Annotated in this window: 15 protein-coding genes and 1 pseudogene; 4 read left to right on the forward strand and 12 right to left on the reverse strand. The window is 29.6% G+C overall.

Features of this window, described 5'->3' with window-relative positions:
• Positions 1 to 121: 121 nt before the first annotated feature.
• Positions 122 to 1,912, reverse strand: coding sequence for a translation elongation factor 4 (gene lepA / locus C7N41_RS02840; RefSeq protein WP_105964228.1), 1,791 nt, complete (start codon positions 1,910 to 1,912; stop codon positions 122 to 124).
• A gap of 5 nt (positions 1,913 to 1,917) precedes the next feature.
• Positions 1,918 to 2,568 (reverse strand): TetR/AcrR family transcriptional regulator, encoded by a 651-nt coding sequence (locus tag C7N41_RS02845; protein WP_105964229.1) that lies wholly within the window; start codon positions 2,566 to 2,568, stop codon positions 1,918 to 1,920.
• A 175-nt stretch (positions 2,569 to 2,743) separates the two neighbouring features.
• Here C7N41_RS02845 and C7N41_RS02850 point away from each other — a divergent pair, with 175 nt between their 5' ends.
• Positions 2,744 to 4,657 (forward strand): ABC transporter ATP-binding protein/permease, encoded by a 1,914-nt coding sequence (locus tag C7N41_RS02850; RefSeq protein WP_105964230.1) that lies wholly within the window; start codon positions 2,744 to 2,746, stop codon positions 4,655 to 4,657.
• Positions 4,658 to 4,688: 31 nt separating this feature from the next.
• Here the strand turns inward: C7N41_RS02850 and C7N41_RS02855 are convergent, their stop codons facing one another.
• From C7N41_RS02855 to C7N41_RS02870, 4 genes are read right to left on the reverse strand one after another with little or no spacing between them, the layout of a single operon-like run.
• Positions 4,689 to 5,261: a TetR/AcrR family transcriptional regulator gene (locus C7N41_RS02855; protein ID WP_105964231.1), complete on the reverse strand. Its 573-nt coding sequence runs from the start codon at positions 5,259 to 5,261 to the stop codon at positions 4,689 to 4,691.
• 14 nt (positions 5,262 to 5,275) lie between these two features.
• Positions 5,276 to 6,103 carry an energy-coupling factor transporter transmembrane component T family protein gene (locus C7N41_RS02860; protein ID WP_105964232.1) on the reverse strand — a complete coding sequence of 276 codons (828 nt, stop codon included), beginning with the start codon at positions 6,101 to 6,103 and terminating at the stop codon, positions 5,276 to 5,278.
• A complete protein-coding gene (locus C7N41_RS02865; RefSeq protein WP_105964233.1) occupies positions 6,096 to 7,799 on the reverse strand; it encodes an ABC transporter ATP-binding protein in 1,704 nt (567 codons plus the stop codon). The genes C7N41_RS02860 and C7N41_RS02865 overlap by 8 nt, the downstream gene beginning before the upstream one ends.
• A 3-nt stretch (positions 7,800 to 7,802) precedes the next feature.
• The gene (locus C7N41_RS02870; protein WP_105964234.1) at positions 7,803 to 8,357 is read right to left on the reverse strand and encodes an ECF-type riboflavin transporter substrate-binding protein; all 555 of its coding nucleotides are present in this window, start codon (positions 8,355 to 8,357) and stop codon (positions 7,803 to 7,805) included.
• Between the two features lie 178 nt (positions 8,358 to 8,535).
• On the opposite strand from C7N41_RS02870, the gene C7N41_RS02875 reads away from it, so the two are divergent.
• Positions 8,536 to 9,408 carry a mechanosensitive ion channel family protein gene (locus C7N41_RS02875; protein ID WP_105964235.1) on the forward strand — a complete coding sequence of 291 codons (873 nt, stop codon included), beginning with the start codon at positions 8,536 to 8,538 and terminating at the stop codon, positions 9,406 to 9,408.
• A 38-nt stretch (positions 9,409 to 9,446) separates the two neighbouring features.
• Here C7N41_RS02875 and C7N41_RS07775 read toward each other — a convergent pair whose 3' ends face one another.
• The gene (locus C7N41_RS07775) at positions 9,447 to 9,641 is read right to left on the reverse strand and encodes a type 2 periplasmic-binding domain-containing protein (RefSeq protein WP_225362848.1); all 195 of its coding nucleotides are present in this window, start codon (positions 9,639 to 9,641) and stop codon (positions 9,447 to 9,449) included.
• A complete protein-coding gene (locus tag C7N41_RS02880; protein ID WP_225362849.1) occupies positions 9,638 to 10,324 on the reverse strand; it encodes a LysR substrate-binding domain-containing protein in 687 nt (228 codons plus the stop codon). Before C7N41_RS02880 ends, C7N41_RS07775 begins: the two co-directional genes overlap by 4 nt.
• Before the next feature lie 136 nt (positions 10,325 to 10,460).
• Here C7N41_RS02880 and C7N41_RS02885 point away from each other — a divergent pair, with 136 nt between their 5' ends.
• On the forward strand, positions 10,461 to 12,089 hold the full coding sequence (locus tag C7N41_RS02885) for a malolactic enzyme (protein ID WP_181398814.1): 1,629 nt from the start codon (positions 10,461 to 10,463) through the stop codon (positions 12,087 to 12,089).
• 46 nt (positions 12,090 to 12,135) lie between these two features.
• Here C7N41_RS02885 and C7N41_RS02890 read toward each other — a convergent pair whose 3' ends face one another.
• Positions 12,136 to 12,546 (reverse strand): hypothetical protein, encoded by a 411-nt coding sequence (locus tag C7N41_RS02890; protein WP_140925730.1) that lies wholly within the window; start codon positions 12,544 to 12,546, stop codon positions 12,136 to 12,138.
• Positions 12,547 to 12,901: 355 nt separating this feature from the next.
• Here C7N41_RS02890 and C7N41_RS02895 point away from each other — a divergent pair, with 355 nt between their 5' ends.
• Positions 12,902 to 13,825 (forward strand): lysylphosphatidylglycerol synthase domain-containing protein, encoded by a 924-nt coding sequence (locus C7N41_RS02895; protein WP_105964237.1) that lies wholly within the window; start codon positions 12,902 to 12,904, stop codon positions 13,823 to 13,825.
• Between the two features lie 15 nt (positions 13,826 to 13,840).
• Here C7N41_RS02895 and C7N41_RS02900 read toward each other — a convergent pair whose 3' ends face one another.
• The 3 genes and pseudogenes from C7N41_RS02900 to C7N41_RS02910 form a co-directional block, all read right to left on the reverse strand.
• Complete coding sequence (locus C7N41_RS02900) at positions 13,841 to 14,608, reverse strand: M57 family metalloprotease (RefSeq protein ID WP_157944954.1); 768 nt, start codon at positions 14,606 to 14,608, stop codon at positions 13,841 to 13,843.
• Positions 14,609 to 14,961: 353 nt separating this feature from the next.
• Positions 14,962 to 15,486 (reverse strand): hypothetical protein, encoded by a 525-nt coding sequence (locus C7N41_RS02905; RefSeq protein ID WP_105964239.1) that lies wholly within the window; start codon positions 15,484 to 15,486, stop codon positions 14,962 to 14,964.
• 104 nt (positions 15,487 to 15,590) lie between these two features.
• A pseudogene (locus C7N41_RS02910) lies at positions 15,591 to 17,692 on the reverse strand (AAA family ATPase).
• Between the last annotated feature and the right edge of the window lie 333 nt (positions 17,693 to 18,025).

Genomic DNA, 18,025 nt, shown 5'->3' on the forward strand with positions numbered 1-18,025 from the left:
ATAATTCACCCCTATTTATTCTTCTCTAATATCAATACTAACTAGTAGTATAACGGGTAAATATTGCAAGAATGATATGACAACATTACAAAATATAACAATTTTGTTATTTAAAAATGAGTTAAATCCCTAGAATAGCATCAAAAATCCTTTGTGGCAGTATTATATTAGCGCTTGAAATTTTACGTTTATTGATATTTTGTCGACGTAATAATGCTTGCTTTTTTGAGATACTTTTTTTCTCACCACTAACAGCAGCATTTTTCCTAAGTGGTGGAATATCTACTCTAGCAATTACACGTCCTTCTACATATGCTTGTACTGGAATTGGATATAGTTTTTTAGGCATAACGTATTTTAATTTATGCACAATTGATTGTGCCAATTGACTGGCATTATTTCTATGAACAATAAATGTTAATGCATCAACTGGCGAATAATTAACATCAATAGAAATTTTAACAATATCAGAAACTTTATATTCTAAAAATTTGGTATCAAAAGTAGCATAACCATGTGATATTGATTTCAATTTATTGAAAAAATTATAAGCAATTTCTGCAACCGGTAATTCATAAGTTAATTCTACTAGATTTGAATCATTATCCATAGTTATTAAAATTCCTCGACTTTGATTAGCCAAATCCATAACTTTACTCATTGAGCTTGAGGGTACTTTCATTTTTACTTCATCATATGGTTCTTCAATTGAATTAATTTTAGAAAAGTTAGGCATTTTCGCCGGATTATCAATATTATTAATTGCCTCATTTCCATTTAAAATAACACGATAATTTACATTAGGATTAGTAACAATTACAGATATATCAAAATCATTAATTAATCTTTCACGCACAATTTGCAAATGAAACATTCCTAAAAATCCACAACGAAATCCTTGTCCAAGGGAATCAGAATTATCTTCTGTGTAATATAATGAAGAATCATTAAGTGATAATTTTTCAATTGCCATCTTCAAATCATCATAATTAGAATTTTTTGGATAAATTCCAGCATAAACAACCGAACGAACTGGTTTATAACCAGGAACAGCATGAATGGTTGGTTCTAATTTGCTAGTGATCGTATCTCCTACACGAACTCCTTTAGGATCTTTGATTCCAGTAACTATATATCCAATATCACCAGAATGTAATTCTTTAACTGGCTTTAAAGAAGGTGTAAATATTCCTATTTCATTGTTTTCAAATGATTGATTATTAGACATAAATTTTAATTTTTGGTTTGCTCTTAACTTACCATCATAAATTCTTACATAAGCAATAATTCCTTTATAAGAATCATAAATAGAATCAAATATTAAGCTTTTTAATGGAGCATCTATATCTCCATTTGGTTGTGGAATTTCTTCAACTATAGATTCTAAGACTTGATCAACATTTAGCCCCGTTTTTGCAGAAATATGCAAAATATTCTTTTCAATTAAGCTATCATCTAAATCATAAATTTGTTGTTCACACATATCTATTTGTGCATTTTTATTATCAACTTTATTAATGACCGGAATAACTGGTAAATGATTAGCTTTAGCAATTTTATAGTTAGCAACCGTTTGGGCTTGTACACCCTTAGTAGCATCAACCAATAATATAACTCCATCACTAGCTGATAAACTCTTCGATACTTCATATGAAAAGTCTACATGTCCAGGAGTATCAATTAAATTCAATTCATAAGTCTGACCATTTCTATCATGGTATAAATTTCTTACGGTTCTTGATCTAACAGTCACTCCATGACTTTTTTCAACATCCATATCATCCAAAATTTGGCTTTCATGATTTCTAAAACTTACAGTATCAGTTATTTGCATAATCTTATCTGATAAAGTGGATTTACCATGATCAATATGTGCAATAATCGAGAAATTTCTAATATTTCTTTGTTCCATTTTTATTACCCCTTATCTTTTAATAATCCATCAAGATAAAAACTAAAAGTTTCAATAGAATCATCAAAAACATTAACTTTAAAATTAACAAAATCATCTTTTATGGGTTCTTGATTAAATGCATCCAGCCCTGACAAATTAATCAGTCCACTAATAATGCTGCTTTGAATAATAAAAATTTTATTGGCTTGACTAATACTAATTTTAGGAAATAAATCATGAATTCTTTTAGATAATTGTTCATGAATAAAATAAAGATCTTTTCGTCCATCAATGGTTTGATCACGAGAAGCTTTATTTTCCAAAATTGGCCCCCTTAAAGCATTTAATTTAATTAAAGTAAAATGTTTTTGAATCAAATCTTCTGTTGAATTTAATAAAAAATTTTTTAGTTCTTTGATAGTATTAATTTGCTTTTCATTTAATTGGCTTAATAATCGATTAAAAAAATTTGCATACCCAACTAGTAATAAATGCATAAAAATATTTTCTTTAGTTTTGTAGTAATTAAATAATGTACCTTTTGCAACGTTAGATTTTTTGGCAATTTCATTCATAGAAATTTCTGCAAATGGCTTTTCTTGAAATAAATTTAATGCAACATTAGAAATCAATGTTGCTTTTTGTTTTTTTTGATCATTAGTTCTAGCGTTCATTTTATTTTCTCCTATTTTATTTTTATATATTATTGACCATCGGTCATTATTTGTCAAATGAAAAATTAATACGAAAATGCAACACTTTTATGCATTTTGATGATTGTATATTTTTGTATCGTCAATATAATGGTTGTTACAATCTTATATATAGGGAATTGAAAGGAGTGTTCAGATGTCCTTCTTAGAATTAAAGAACATCCAAAAGTCCTACTATTTAGGAAAAGATGAATTCAAAGTCTTAAAAGGTATTGATGTAGCGTTTAACAAAGGTGAAATGATTTCCATCTTAGGTGAATCTGGTGGTGGTAAATCAACCTTAATGAATATTATTGGTGGCTTAGATAGTAAATATTCTGGTGATGTTTTACTAAACGGTAAATCTTTAAAACATGAAACTGATAAACAATTAGACGAATATCGTCGCAATACAATTGGTTTTATTTTTCAAAGTTTTAATCTAATTAGTCATTTAACACTTCTAGATAATGTAATGGTGCCATTAGAAATGACCACATTATCAAAGAGTGACCAACGTAAAAGAGCTGAAGAATTACTAACCAAGGTTGGTTTAAAGGAACATATGCATAAACATCCCAACCAATTATCTGGTGGACAAAAGCAACGTGTTTCAATTGCTCGTGCGCTAGCTGGTGATCCAGAAATGTTAATTGCTGATGAGCCAACAGGAGCTTTAGACCCACAAAATACTGAAGAAATTCTTCAAATCCTAGAAGATATCGCCAAAGAAGGTAAACTAGTCTTAACTGTTACCCACTCAGATAAAGTTGCCGCATATGGAACTCGGATTGTACACATGACTGACGGTAAGATTGATCAAGATAAAAATCTGCGTGATAAATTCCCAGAACAACAAGATGAAACTTTAGAATCCAAATCTTTATCATTTGGTTCTACCCTAAAAATGACTTGGGACAATTTAAAATATAATTTAAAACGTAATTTATTAATTATCTTCGGTGGAATGATTGGAATTTTCTCCGTTATTTTCATGCTTGGTTTAGGAAATGGAGTTCGTGGTTATATTAATCATGAAATCTACTCACAAGTAAATCCTAATAGTGTGCAAATTGAACATAAAAATTCAAATGATCATTCATCATTTAAAGAATCTGATATTAATCGAATTAAAAATGTTAAAGATATTTCTTCTGCTGAAAAGGGATATGATTCGAGTGGTATTCAATTTAAATATGGTAAAAAGAACGCGCAAAGTCAAATGTTAACAACCAGTGCTTCTACCATTAATAGTAGTAATATCAAAAAAGGTACTACTCCTAAAGATAATGAAGTACTAATTAATAAAACAACTGCACAAAGTTTAAATAAAAATGATTATAAATCATTAGTTGGTAAAAAAGTTCAAACTACTTTTACTGCTCAAAAAGATGGTCGTCCATTCCCAGTAACCAAGAATTTTAAGATTGCTGGAATCTATGATTCACAATCTCCTCTTGTAGTAACTACTTACAATACTGTTAAACAAGCATTAGCTGATAACAAGATTAAGATGACCACTACCTTTATTGATGCCAAAATTAAAGGTGGCGTTGGTAATGTTACTCCCGTACAAAACAAGATTAATGCTATGAAAGTTAATAATAAAAAAGCATACAGTGTTTCTGGTGCTGGATCAATTGTCTCCACTCTAAACACTTATATCAACTTAGCTATTTATGTATTAGCTGCAATTGCTGGAATTTCATTATTAGTATCAGCAATTATGATTATTGTTGTCCTTTACATCAGTGTTGCTGAACGTACTAAAGAAATCGGGATTCTTCGTGCACTCGGTGCAACCAAGAGTAGCATTAGAATGTTATTCGTATCTCAAGCAGTACTATTAGGAATCTTCTCATCAGTCATATCCGTTATAGTTGGTTACTTATTACAATTTGGTATTAATTCTGCTGTTGATGGAGCAATCGGATACTCAATCATTCAAATTACTCCTGGCAATGCAATTTTTGGAATTGTAATCTCAATCATTATTAACTTATTGGCTTCAATTTTACCTGCAAATAAAGGTGCTAAATTAGATCCAATTGAAAGTTTAAGTGCTGAATAAAAAATAAAGGATGCTCATTCGAGCATCCTTTTTATATTACATACCACATATCTTTATTTATGAAATTATATATATAATCTTTAGAATAGTCTTCAAAATTGTGAACCCAAAATGAAATCAGTCCAATTGCTTCGACTGCACAATAAAAAGCAAATATTTTCTTTCTTTTGTCATCAAAATTATCTGGATTCTTATCCAAAGATTTTCTAATAATGGATTCAAAAAAATGAACTAATTGAAAATTAAATTCAAAATCACCCTTTTCACTTAATAAAAATGACAATAATTTATGATTATTTTCAATAACATTTAAAAATGAACGGATAAATATATCTTGAGGTTTACCTCGTTTTAATTCTTCATTACTACAATTATTGAAAATATTATATTTAATTTTAATTGCATTTAAAATATTAGATTCAATGAAATTAATCAGAGCAAACTTATCTTCAAAATAACGATAAAAAGTACTACGATTAATGTTAGCATTTTTAATAATATCACTAACTGTTACTTTTTCTAACCCCTTAGCTTCTGCAATCATAATCATACTATTGATAATGATTTGCCTTGTTTGCTGTCTTTTAGCTTCATAATTAGACATTATAAATCACTACCTTAAACAAATGGATTATAAAATCTACCGCCATCCATTTTCATAAATAAAATTCCTATAACCACGATGAATAATGATAATAAAATTGTTCCATAATCTTTTTTAGTAAATTTACGATTCATATACCAAGTACGATGTTTATTTTTACCAAATCTACGCAATTCCATTGCCTGACTAATTGTTTGGATTTTATCTAAACTAGATAAAATTAACGGAATTAAAATCTGTGTAGTTCCCTTTAAACGACTAAATAATTTTCCCTTTTTAGAAATCTCATAGCCACGTGCTTGTTGCGCTAGACTGATTTCTTTAAAGTCATTTTGTACATCAGGGATATATCTTAATGATAATGAAAGTGAATAACTTAAACGATAAGAAACCCCAATTTTGTTTAAACTTGAAGAAAATTCACTTGGATTAGTTGTAATTAAAAAGATTAATGAAATTGGTACCGTTACTAAATATTTTAAACCTAAGTTCAATTCATAAAATAATTGCTCCTTAGTAATAGTAAAATAGCCTAAATTGATTAATACATGTCTAGTTCCATATAATGCCGCACCATGATTAGGTGAAAATACAAAGACCATTACTAAATTTAATACTGCAAAAACAACAATTAATTTCACTACGAATTTAATTTGTGACCATTTAATTTGTGATTGTTTAAATGCAAAGATAGATAATAATAATACTAAGAAAATAAAGCGATAATCATAACTAATCATCGCAATAATTGAAACTAAAATAAAAAAGATTAATTTACTAGTCCCAGTTAATCGATGCACCCAAGTATCATTATGATCATATCCGAATAAATTACTATTCATGTTGGTTATCTCGCTCCTTGCTAATTAGGTAATTTGAAAAATCATTATAATTAACATTAAAGCGTTTAGCTAAAATGCTTAAACTGGTTCTTTTTAAGTTGGCCTTAGCAAGTAGTGCTTCATCATCTAAAACTTTTTCAGGTGTATTATCACGCAAAATAGTTTGATCACCGATAACTAAGGTTCTAGTTGAATATTCAGCCATCAAATGCATATCATGGGTAATAAATATCATGGTTAAGCCTTGTTCTTGGTTTAATTGACTTAAGAAATTCATGATTTCAGTATAATGATAGTAATCTTGTCCCGCAGTAGGTTCATCCAAAATTAATAATTTAGGTGATAAAACTAACATACTAGCAATTGTTAATCGTTTCTTTTGTCCATAACTTAATGCTGAAATTGGCCAATGTCTAAATGGATATAAATTACATACTTTTAGCGCATGATCAACTTTTTCTTTAATTTGTTCTTTAGGATAATGTCTTAATTTTAGCCCCAATGCTACTTCATCATAAATCATTACTTTACTAATCATTTTGTCTGGATCTTGCATAATATACCCAATATCATCAGCACGTTCTTTAATGGATTTATTCAAAAGATTGTCACCATTAAAAGTAATTTCTCCAGCATCAGGTTGTAAAAAGCCAACGATTAATTTACTTAATGTGGTTTTTCCAACCCCATTTTTACCAACTAAAGAAATCATATCACCTTTTTGAATATCAACATTCAAATTATTAAAAATCACTTTTTTGTCATAAGCAAAATTCAATTTTTTAATTGATAGAATATCAGCTGAAGCATTGTATTTACTAATTGATTTAGCCTTTGCACTAACTTGTTCAATTCGATCTGCAACACCTGGTCCATCAACAGCTTCAACTGAATCAATATCATGTAATTTATTTAGATCAATTCCAATACTTTTAAGCGCTTCAATATATAAGGGCTCTCTAATCCCATATTGATTTAAGATATTCTGCTTTAAAAGTTCTGCCGGATTATAAATTCCAACAATCTCGCCATCATTCATTAAAATAATTTTATCAACATCTTTAGTCAATGATTCTTCTAGACGATGTTCAATAATAATAATGGTATTTTTCAATTCATTATGTAACTCTTGCAATAGTTGAATTGATTCACTACCTGCCATAGGATCCAAAGCAGCCAGCGGTTCATCCAATAATAAAATTGGTGCATCATCGACTAATAATCCGGCTAAACCAGTACGTTGCTTTTGTCCACCTGATAAACTATTAGGTGCTTGTTTTAATAAATTATTGATTGATAATTTTTTAGACCATTGATTTACCTTGGTTTGCATTGTTTGATTATCAAAGCAATCGTTTTCCATCCCAAAAGCAATATCTTCAGCAACCGTTAAACCTACAAACTGATCATTAGAATTTTGTAGTAGAGTTCCCACTTTTAATGAAGTGTCAAATATTGACATATCTTTGGCATTTTCACCATCAATATATATTTCACCAGATAAATCGCCACGAAAATTTTCTGGAATGACACCATTAATCAAATTGCCAAGTGTTGATTTCCCAGAACCTGATGGACCCACTACTAAAACTTTTTCGCCCTCATTAATTTGCAGATTAATATTTTTTAAAGTAGGCTCTGCTTGGGCATTATAACGAAAAGTAACGTTCTTAAATTCAATCATTGTTTTTGTCATAATCTATTCCTTTTTTAAACTACCTTTTTCGACTTTAGTTGAAGCATACATAACTAATAAAATCGTTCCAATTACTCCAGTGGAAATACTGTTAGTAATTGAAGAAATAATTCCTTGTAAATAAACTTTATTGCTAGGTTCTGAATAAATTAATACATCCCCTGTAGGTGCAAGCAAAGACCAACCAATAATATTAATTAAAATTTGATAAATATTATAAATAACTAACTTCTTAAAACCAATTTTACCGTCAGCTAATACGATATATTTTTTTAGTAATCCAATCGCAAAACCAATAAATCCAGTTGTAAATACCCAAGTCCACCATGGGGCACCAAACTGGGTAAAATCAGATAAAGAATGGCCAAAGAATCCAACAAATAATCCAACAATGGGACCAAACATAATGGATATAAAACCTAAGAAACCATAGGAAGTATCAATATTAGTGTTAGGAATTCCTGAAGGAATTGAAACATATCTTTTTAATAAAAATAAAATTGCGGTTCCGATACCAATCGCAACCACACTTTGAACACTTAATTTTTTTCTGTGCATATTTTAAACCTCATTTTATATGTAATTATGTAATTATTATAACAGCTCTACTTGTAAAAAATAATTAATTTTTTAATTATCATGTTTATAAGTCTTTAATAACAGCCTCTTTACTATCATTGTTCATTGTAGAAATGTTATTATTATATGTAAATAAAATATTTAGGGAGTGAATCAAATGCTTGCACAAGCTGACAATCCTAGCGTATTTACTAAATACCTTGAAGGATTTAAGTGGGATGAAATTCTACGCAACATCACTGACATTTTGATTGACTTAGTTTTAATTTCTATTTTCTTTTTAATTATAAGAGTAATTGGTAAAGCTATTATTAATCGTTTATTTAGTAACTATGCGAATAAGGAACATAGTAATATTTCATCTAATCGAATGAAAACCTTACATTCATTATCCATGAATGCTTATATTTATATGTTAGTATTCTTTTGGATTTATTCTGCATTAACTATTATTGGAATTCCAATTGGTACTCTATTAGCTGGTGCTGGATTATTCTCAGTGGCTATTGGTCTTGGTGCTCAAGGTCTTGCTAGTGATATCATTAATGGATTCTTTATTCTTTTTGAAAAACAAATTAATATTGGTGATTACGTAACCATTGGGGATGTAACTGGTACTGTTTCTGAATTAGGCTTAAGAACTACTAAAATTAGAAGTAATAATGATGCTTTGAATTTTATTCCTAATCGTAATATCACAAGTATCAGTAACATGTCTAAGGAACGCATGAAAGCTGAAATTAATATTCGTGTTAACCCTGATACACCAATTACCAAAGTTATTAATGTTATGAAGGATATCAACAAGGAATATGTTCCAAAAACTAAGGGTATCATTGATGATCCTCAATTATTAGGAACCGTTGATATGGGTGATGGTACCATCGCAGTTAAGGAATACATTCCAACAACTGATGAAACTAGATTCGATGTTCAATTCGAATTCTTACAATTATACCTAGAAGCAATTAAAGCTGCTGGGATTACATTACCCAATAATAAAGTTATTTCTGATATTTCAAAAGGATAATATAAACAAAAAGAATGCCTATCATAAGGCATTCTTTTTTATTTAATGGAATGACGAATATTATCTAAAACCTTTTGTTGTAACTCATTAAAATAATGTGATTTTAAATAGACTAAATTAGTCACGAACTTAGGCATATTATCATCTTCTAATTTCAATCTGACCACACTATCAGGATAATTAACGAACGAGTTAAAGAAACCAATTCCCACATCATTAGATATTAAATTCATAATATTATTGGTTTCATTAGATCGTAAAATAATATTGGATGCATCCCATTCTTCTTAGTCAATTGGCGAAATGATTCATTTTGGACAAATCCTTGCTTAAATAAAATAAAATCTTCATGTTTTAAATCACTGAATTTAATTGATGATTGTTTTGCCAAATGATTATCTTTGGATACATAGACATAAAAAGGAATTTGGTCAATTTCTTCAGTTTCAATCCGAGCATCTTCCATCGGATTAATTGAGCCAATTAATGCTATATCTAATTCACCACTCTTTAATGCATCTAAAGTCGTTTCAGATCCATATTCAAAAGTATTAATGTTACCCAATAATTTTTCTTCCTTTAAATGTTGTGCAATTTTAGGGAAATATCTTGTTTCAATAATTGGTGGTAATCCAATTGAGATTTTATTTGATTTTAAGTTTTCAATATTTTGCTTAGCTACTTCAAAATGACGAATAATTGCTCGTGCATGTTTTAATAATTGTTTTCCACTATCAGTAACAATTAATTCCCCATGCGTACGATGTCTGATAATGAGCTTAGCATCCATTTCTTTTTCTAATCGTTTTAGCGCAAAAGTAATAGTTGGTTGACTAACATTAAATTCTTCTGCAACTTTTGAAAAAATTTTTATTTCTGTTAAGCTTATAAAATATTCGAGGTCTCTAGTATTCATTTTAACCACCTTTAATTATTGATATAACGGTATTCATTTTTTACATATAAATTATTTTTATTATAACACTAAGTTTTGACTATCAAAAAACTATGTATTATTATCAATGTATTAATTAAGAAAAGAGGTATGTACTATGACTATGGGATACAATATTTTAAATGACCCATTCAAGAATAAGGGTACTGCATTTACTAAAGAAGAACGTAAATCTTTAGGATTAGAAGGATTACTTCCTCCATATGTACAAACTTTACAAGAACAAGTAGATCAAACATACGCACAATTTCAATCAAAACCATCTGATTTAGAAAAACGTGTTTTCTTAATGCAAATTTTCAATGAAAACAGAGTTCTATTCTACAAACTATTTTCACAACACGTTGTAGAATTCATGCCAATTGTTTATGATCCAACAATTGCTGAAACTATTGAAAATTACAGTGAACTATTCGTTCAACCACAAAACGCAACTTTCTTATCAATTGATGATGATTTAGATACTATTAAAACTTCATTGAAAAATGCTTCAGCTGGTCGTGACATTCGTTTAATCGTTGTTACTGATGCTGAAGGTATTTTAGGAATTGGTGACTGGGCTACTAATGGTGTTGATATCGCTGTTGGTAAACTAATGGTTTACACTGCCGCTGCTGGCATTGATCCTAGCCAAGTACTTCCAGTTGTTTTAGATGCTGGTACTAATAACAAAGAACTATTAGACGACCCTATGTATCTAGGTAATCGTCATGAAAGAGTTTATGGCGAAAAATACCATAAATTTGTTGATACTTTTGTTGAAGATGCTGAAGAATTATTCCCAGAAATGTACTTACATTTTGAAGACTTTGGTCGTGGTAACGCTGCTGAAATTTTAGATCGTTACAAAGATAAATACACTGTTTTCAACGATGATATTCAAGGAACTGGAATCATTGTCTTAGCAGGTATTTTAGGTGCTCTAAATATTTCTGGTGAAAAAATGACCGACCAAGTTTACCTTTCATTTGGTGCTGGTACTGCTGGAACTGGAATTGTTTCTCGTGTTTATGATGAATTCATCCAACAAGGGATGGATCCAAAAGAAGCTAAAAAACACTTCTACTTAATAGATAAGCAAGGTCTACTATTTGATGATGACGAAACATTAACTCCTCAACAAAAACCATTCGCTCACAAACGTGATGAATTTGAAAATCCTGATGAATTAACAAATCTTGAAGCAGTTGTTAAAGCTGTTCACCCTACTATTTTGGTTGGTACATCCACTCAACCTGGTAGCTTTACTCAAGATATTATTAAAGAAATGGCTGCTCACACTGAACGTCCAATTATCTTCCCAATTTCTAACCCAACTAAGTTGGCAGAAGCTAAAGCTGAAGATTTACTAAAATGGACTGATGGAAAAGCATTAATCGGTACTGGTATTCCAGTTAAAGATGTTGAATACAATGGCACCACCTATCAAATTGGTCAAGCTAATAATGCATTAGTTTACCCAGGTCTAGGTTTAGGTGCAATTGCATCCACTGCAACTGTACTAGACGATGAAATGATTTCTGCAGCTGCCCACTCACTTGGTGGTATTGTTGACACTGACAAACCAGGTGCTGCTGTCTTACCTCCAGTATCTAAGTTGGATCAATTCTCAACTACTGTAGCTAAGGCTGTTGCCGATAGTGCTGTAAAACGTGATTTAACTCGTGAAAAGATTGATGACGTTGATAAAGCCATCGAAAATACTAAGTGGGATCCTGAATACTAGTAAGTATTAATTCTAAGATTATATTTAAAAATCCGCTGATTATTAATTAATCAGCGGATTTTTTATTGATTAATTTTAAAACTGGATAGCGATATTTATATCCTAAATTAGTTTTTAAAATTTTATATTTTTCAATCTTACAAAATAAAGAAGTTGTCCCATTAGGTAATCTATTATGATTTAAAATGATAAAATACAATTGATTATGATTATCAGAAACAGTTGCCTGTTTTGTGTTATCCTTAGTGAACTGTTGATTTACATAAACATTCTTTAAATTATAAGTTTGATTAATATATTTATTATTAGTTAAATCTTTATATGTAATATTCTTAGTGGGATTAATATCATGCGAATTTTTAAATTTTGCATGAAATAATAATCCAGCAAAATAAAATAATATAATTAATACTATTAACAACGTTAAAGTTATTTTTTTAAGTTTTATAAATATCATCCCTAGGTTAATTAAAATAAAAAAATATTTTTGAAAGGAGTTAAATATCCTTAATTTAATCCATACTCATATTAGAGCAACGCTTGCTAAACATTTTACTGTAAATCATAGCATAAATCATGGATCTGGCAGCAATTTCAATAATCATCATGATCAACAAGCTAATATTATTGAAGCTATTATATTAATTATAATATTATTTTACTACTTAATTAAATTAAAAATGTATAGAACATTAGTAATAATGATACTATTAGTTTTATTAAGCCTATCTATGCTTCATTATTACGGGATATTATAAATGAATTATTATACAATATTAGTATATAAAATTATGAAAAGAGATGATTAATTCATGAAAATCAGTCAAAAAATAACCAACTTTTTTAATAAACATAGTCGGGTTCTAAAGGGTATATATATAATAGCAATTGTGATTTTAGTTGCTGTTGCTTTTAACTCAATTAGAAAACAAGTTGAATGGAACCAAATACTACACTCATTTGGTAGTTTAACAACTACCAAAATCGTTATGCTAATTACATTGGGATTATTATCGGTTGTTCCCATGGCAATCTATGACTACGAATATGTTAAACAAAGTCATAAACAATTTAAAGTATCAACTATTTTAGTCAACAGTTATGTAATCAACACAGTTACCAATTTAGCTGGTGGTGGTGGCCTAATTGGTGGCAGTTTAAGAACTTATTTATTTGGTAAAGTTAAAGATGTTAAACAAACAATTGTGCAAGTTTCACAAATTGCTTTATTTACTCTTACTGGATTATCAATGAATGCAATTATTGTGATTATCATGCATTTTTTCTTCCATATTAAATTAAACTTATTTTACTGGTTAGTTCTAATTGGATTTATTATTTATTTGATTACCTTAGTATTCTTTAGAGCTAAATCTTTAAGTCGTCATGACACTATTTTACTATTAACTGGATCATTCTTTGAATGGATTTGTTGTTTATCATTCTTTGTATCAATTGGTTTATTCTTAGATTATCATTTCAACATCCCATCTATTTACGCATTAGTTGCGATTGCTGGAATGATTGGAATTATTAGTTTTATTCCAGGGGGACTAGGAAGCTTTGATTCAATTATGGTTGCTGGAATGTCAACGAATGGCTTAAATGTTAATCAAGCATTGACTTGGCTAATTATTTATCGAGTAACTTATTATATTTTGCCCTTCTTAATAGGAATTACATTATATTTTGTTAAAGTTATTCATAATCAGTATATAAAAAAGGTCAGATCCTAAGATCTGGCCTTTTTGTTATTGATAGTAATGTTGTAGTGATATTTTTTCACTTGATCCTAAATGGTTTAAAAGTACAGATCCAATTGGAGAAGTAGAGAACATCACTAATCCACGATTTTTTTGACCATATAGATCATCAAAACCTAATGCATGGCCTAATTCATGAATAATAACATGATCTTTATTGTTATCTGAAGCTTTGGCTATTCCTGAATATAGTACAATGTCACTTTTTGAAATATAATTCATTTTAGTTCCATCTGCTAATGCAGTTGATGAATCATAATCTACATAATTATTAGTATCTCCTAAATTACCTTTTTCGTAATCTGGATTGTTAGCGTCTTCTTTTGCGTTAGAGTTTCCATGAACATCAACTGTTGCTGATGAATCATCGACCATTTTAAATTTAATTACGTCCAATTTATTCCAAGCTGCAACTGCATTTTTAAAGTTATTCTTTAAGTTGGAATTCCCATCATATTTTACATGAATAGTTCCATCATCGTTAATTTTTTGTTTAATATTTAAACCTGTGTTGTTATCTTTTATAAAAGGTAATAAATGAGTTTTTGGATACTTAGCATTGACCTCGCTAACAAAGTCTACCGATCCATCTTTTTTAACAAATTCATAATAATTAAAATTTTTATCCTTACCAGCAGATATCTTTTTAACAATTGATTGTTGTTTAGAACTTGCCAGGGTATTTTGTGTCATGCTGTAAATTGATGTAAAAGTCAAAAATGCGATACCTAATAGTGCTAATAAGTTTTTCTTCATATATTCCTCCATCTAGCTAATAGTTACAATAATTATTTAGTTATCAATGTTTGAAATATACTACACTATTAATTTATATAGTACAAGACATTTTTGAAATAAAATATTTTTATTAAGATATATTTTCATTAAACATTAAAGCTATACAAGCAAGATTACTTGTATAGCTTTAATGTTTAATATTATTTAGTTATTCAAAAAACGTTTTGTAAAAACAATTTATAAATTAATCAAAGGTTACAAAATCAAACAATAGTTGCAAACTATACTAGACAAAGAATTTCTTTGCAAGTTTTCATAAAAAAAGAGAAACTACTTATTAAAGTAGTTCCTCTTCTAATGTTATTTTAATATTATTTCATTGCTGGTAAGTGAATCGTAGTTTTACCATCATTTACTTGCAGTAAAACTAATACCCAACGTTTAGCTAATGATGAAATTTTGTTTAGATCTGAAAGCTTAACATTTTTTACTTGTTTTGTTGCTTCAGAAAACATTTTATTACGTTCTTTGGCTGATGTATTTTTAAATTCAGGGTTTGATTTCATTGATTTTTCCATTTCACTTCTGAATTGTTTTTTACTCATCTTATCATTTAGCATTGCTAACAAGCCAGATTTAGTTTCTCTACCAGACTTAGTTTCAGCTTTATAGTTCTTAACTGTTGGTAATAAATCTTTCTTAAAAAAGCTACTGAAATTATAAATTTCATCGGCAAACGCTGCAGTTGTTTTATTATTATGATTATGTTTAACGACTTTAACAGCATGTGATTTTTTTGCGTTTGCATTAACATTATTAATATTTGCACTAAAAGCAATTGGTAATAATAATGAAATTACAGCTAATCCTTTAAATAATTTTGACTTAACACTCATATATAATCACCTCATAATTAATATATTATTAACAATAACATAAATAATTAAAATTCCAATAGAATAAAAAAAGACTATCCGAAATATTCAGATAGCCTTTCCTATTAATCAGCTTTATCAGCGCTAATTACTACTTTACCATCTTGCATATCAGCATCTAAGTGCTTAATATCTTCATGGTCTAAGTAGAAGTCAGTAATCTTATCTCTGATTTCTTGTTCAACAACTCGACGTAATGGACGAGCTCCCATTGCTTCATCATATCCTTGATCAATTAAGTAATCCTTAACTGGTTCAGATACTTTTACATCCATATTCTTCTTAGCTAATGTCTTGTTAACATCATCTAACATCAAGTTAACAATTTCTTTCAAGTTATCTTTAGATAGATGTGAGAATTCAACAATGGCATTGAAACGGTTTAAGAATTCAGGACGGAAGTATGGTGCCAAACGATCCATTAACTTCTTATCTTTGTTGTCATCACCAGTAACACTTTCATTACCAAATCCAGCATTAGAAGTAGCGATTACAACGGTATTCTTGAAGTTAACAACGTTACCTTGGCCATCAGTTAAACGACCGTCATCTAATACTTGTAGCAACAATGTTAATACTTGTGGGTTAGCCTTTTCAATTTCATCTAATAACACAATTGAATAAGGATTACGACGTACTTTTTCAGTTAAAGTATTGTTATTATCGTTGTATCCAACATAACCAGCAGATGCACCAATTAATTTAGACACAGCAGTTGGATCGGAATATTCAGACATATCTAATCTAATAATATTATCTTTATTACCAAACATGTCTAAAGCTAATTGTTTTGCCAATTCAGTTTTACCAACTCCAGTTGGTCCAACAAATAAGAACGAACCAATTGGACGATTACCTTCATCAAAACCAGCACGGTTACGACGAATGGCACGAGAAACAGCAGCAACTGCTTCATCTTGACCAATAACCTTACCTTTTAGACGACTACCCATATTCTTCAAGTGCTCAATATCATTATTACTCATCTTAGCAACTGGAACCCCAGTTAATCTTTCAACAGATTGAGCAACATCATTAATAGTTGCAGTGACTTTCTTAGCATCACTCTTGTTATCTAATTGCTTGTTGAGTTCATCAATTTTGTTTTTATGATTCAAAGCAGCTTCGTAGTCTTCTTTATCTGCAGCAGCTTGTTGAGCTTTCTTTTCAGTTTCAATTTGATCTTCTACTTGTTTCTGATCTAAAACTGGATGTTGAGCTGCCAAGTGTGCAGCAGTCATATCAACTAAATCAATAGCTTTATCAGGTAAGCTACGTTGTGGAATATATTGAACTGAATAATCCACAGCAGCTTTCAAAACATCATCGGGTAATACTACATTGTGATGTGTTTCGTATAGTTTACGAACGCCCTTCAAGATAGCTAATGTCGTTTCGGCTGAAGGAGCGTTAATCTTAACTTCATTAAAACGACGTGACAATGCAGCATCTTTCATGATGGTATTACGATATTCATCTTGAGTAGTGGCACCAATAACGGTAAAGTCACCACGAGATAATGCTGGCTTAATGATGTCAGCTAATCCTTTAGAACCACTTTCATCACCAGAATTACCAGCACCTAAAATTGATGAATTTCATCAAAGAATAGGATTACATTTTTCTTTGCTTTTACTTCTTTAATTAAGTTTTGAATGTTTTCTTCAAAACTACCACGGTATTGAGTTCCAGCTTCAAGTCCAGAAATATCAACACTGATAATTTCCTTATTCTTGATAGCTGCTGGAACATCACCCTTAGCAATTGCTTGAGCTAAGCCCTCAACAACAGCAGTTTTACCAACACCAGCATCACCAACTAGCACTGGGTTATTTTTAATTCTTCTTGATAAGACTTCGGCAGCTTCTTGAATTTCTTTATCTCTGCCGATGACAGGATCTAATTTCCCATCACGAGCTTCTTTAGTTAAGTTACGACCTAGTTTATCAAGAATGCTCTTACCATTATTACCTTGCTTTTGTTGTGGATTCATCTGACCATTTTGGAGTTGACCAGATTGTCTTAATTGTTCTAATTGCTCTGGGGTGACCTCCTGACCGTTAACCATGTAGCGACGTTGTGAGTTTGAACTCCCAGTATCACCTAAGAATTGATTGAAAATTTTATCAAAATCATCATTGAATGGATTGAATGGATCTCTAGCCATAGTACATCCCTCGCTTTTCTTTATTATTTAGTTTTTATTGATGGAGAAAGTTTCTTTATTTATTCATTCCCTTTCTTCATTACAACTATACTATAGCATCTATTTTACATAATACAAGTAATTTACTGACCTTTTTTGACTTTTATTTTATAAAAGTCCGCCTATCCTTTTCATAGCAAGGGATACAAAGGTCAAATTTTTTCAAAATATTTTGACTATGTGAACAATAATGACATTTAATCTTAATTAACTGTTTTTATAATAGATAAAATATACTTTTAAATAATTTTCTGTTATTATATTTAATATACAATGTTATAAAACATTACATAC

The organism is Apilactobacillus micheneri, from assembly GCF_002993975.1.
Taxonomy (GTDB): Bacteria; Bacillota; Bacilli; order Lactobacillales; family Lactobacillaceae; genus Apilactobacillus; species Apilactobacillus micheneri.

What these genes read in the sequence shown, in the direction of transcription:
- C7N41_RS02895 (WP_105964237.1), top strand. Translation starts at nt 12,902, where the DNA reads ATGAAAATCAGTCAAAAAATAACCAACTTTTTTAATAAACATAGTCGG.
- C7N41_RS02885 (WP_181398814.1), top strand. Translation starts at nt 10,461, where the DNA reads ATGACTATGGGATACAATATTTTAAATGACCCATTCAAGAATAAGGGT.
- C7N41_RS02865 (WP_105964233.1), bottom strand. Translation starts at nt 7,799, where the DNA reads ATGACAAAAACAATGATTGAATTTAAGAACGTTACTTTTCGTTATAAT.
- C7N41_RS02890 (WP_140925730.1), bottom strand. Translation starts at nt 12,546, where the DNA reads ATGATATTTATAAAACTTAAAAAAATAACTTTAACGTTGTTAATAGTA.
- C7N41_RS02905 (WP_105964239.1), bottom strand. Translation starts at nt 15,486, where the DNA reads ATGAGTGTTAAGTCAAAATTATTTAAAGGATTAGCTGTAATTTCATTA.
- C7N41_RS02850 (WP_105964230.1), top strand. Translation starts at nt 2,744, where the DNA reads ATGTCCTTCTTAGAATTAAAGAACATCCAAAAGTCCTACTATTTAGGA.
- C7N41_RS02860 (WP_105964232.1), bottom strand. Translation starts at nt 6,103, where the DNA reads ATGAATAGTAATTTATTCGGATATGATCATAATGATACTTGGGTGCAT.
- C7N41_RS02900 (WP_157944954.1), bottom strand. Translation starts at nt 14,608, where the DNA reads ATGAAGAAAAACTTATTAGCACTATTAGGTATCGCATTTTTGACTTTT.
- C7N41_RS02880 (WP_225362849.1), bottom strand. Translation starts at nt 10,324, where the DNA reads ATGAATACTAGAGACCTCGAATATTTTATAAGCTTAACAGAAATAAAA.
- C7N41_RS02845 (WP_105964229.1), bottom strand. Translation starts at nt 2,568, where the DNA reads ATGAACGCTAGAACTAATGATCAAAAAAAACAAAAAGCAACATTGATT.
- C7N41_RS02855 (WP_105964231.1), bottom strand. Translation starts at nt 5,261, where the DNA reads ATGTCTAATTATGAAGCTAAAAGACAGCAAACAAGGCAAATCATTATC.
- C7N41_RS07775 (WP_225362848.1), bottom strand. Translation starts at nt 9,641, where the DNA reads ATGAATTTAATATCTAATGATGTGGGAATTGGTTTCTTTAACTCGTTC.
- C7N41_RS02875 (WP_105964235.1), top strand. Translation starts at nt 8,536, where the DNA reads ATGCTTGCACAAGCTGACAATCCTAGCGTATTTACTAAATACCTTGAA.
- lepA (WP_105964228.1), bottom strand. Translation starts at nt 1,912, where the DNA reads ATGGAACAAAGAAATATTAGAAATTTCTCGATTATTGCACATATTGAT.
- C7N41_RS02870 (WP_105964234.1), bottom strand. Translation starts at nt 8,357, where the DNA reads ATGCACAGAAAAAAATTAAGTGTTCAAAGTGTGGTTGCGATTGGTATC.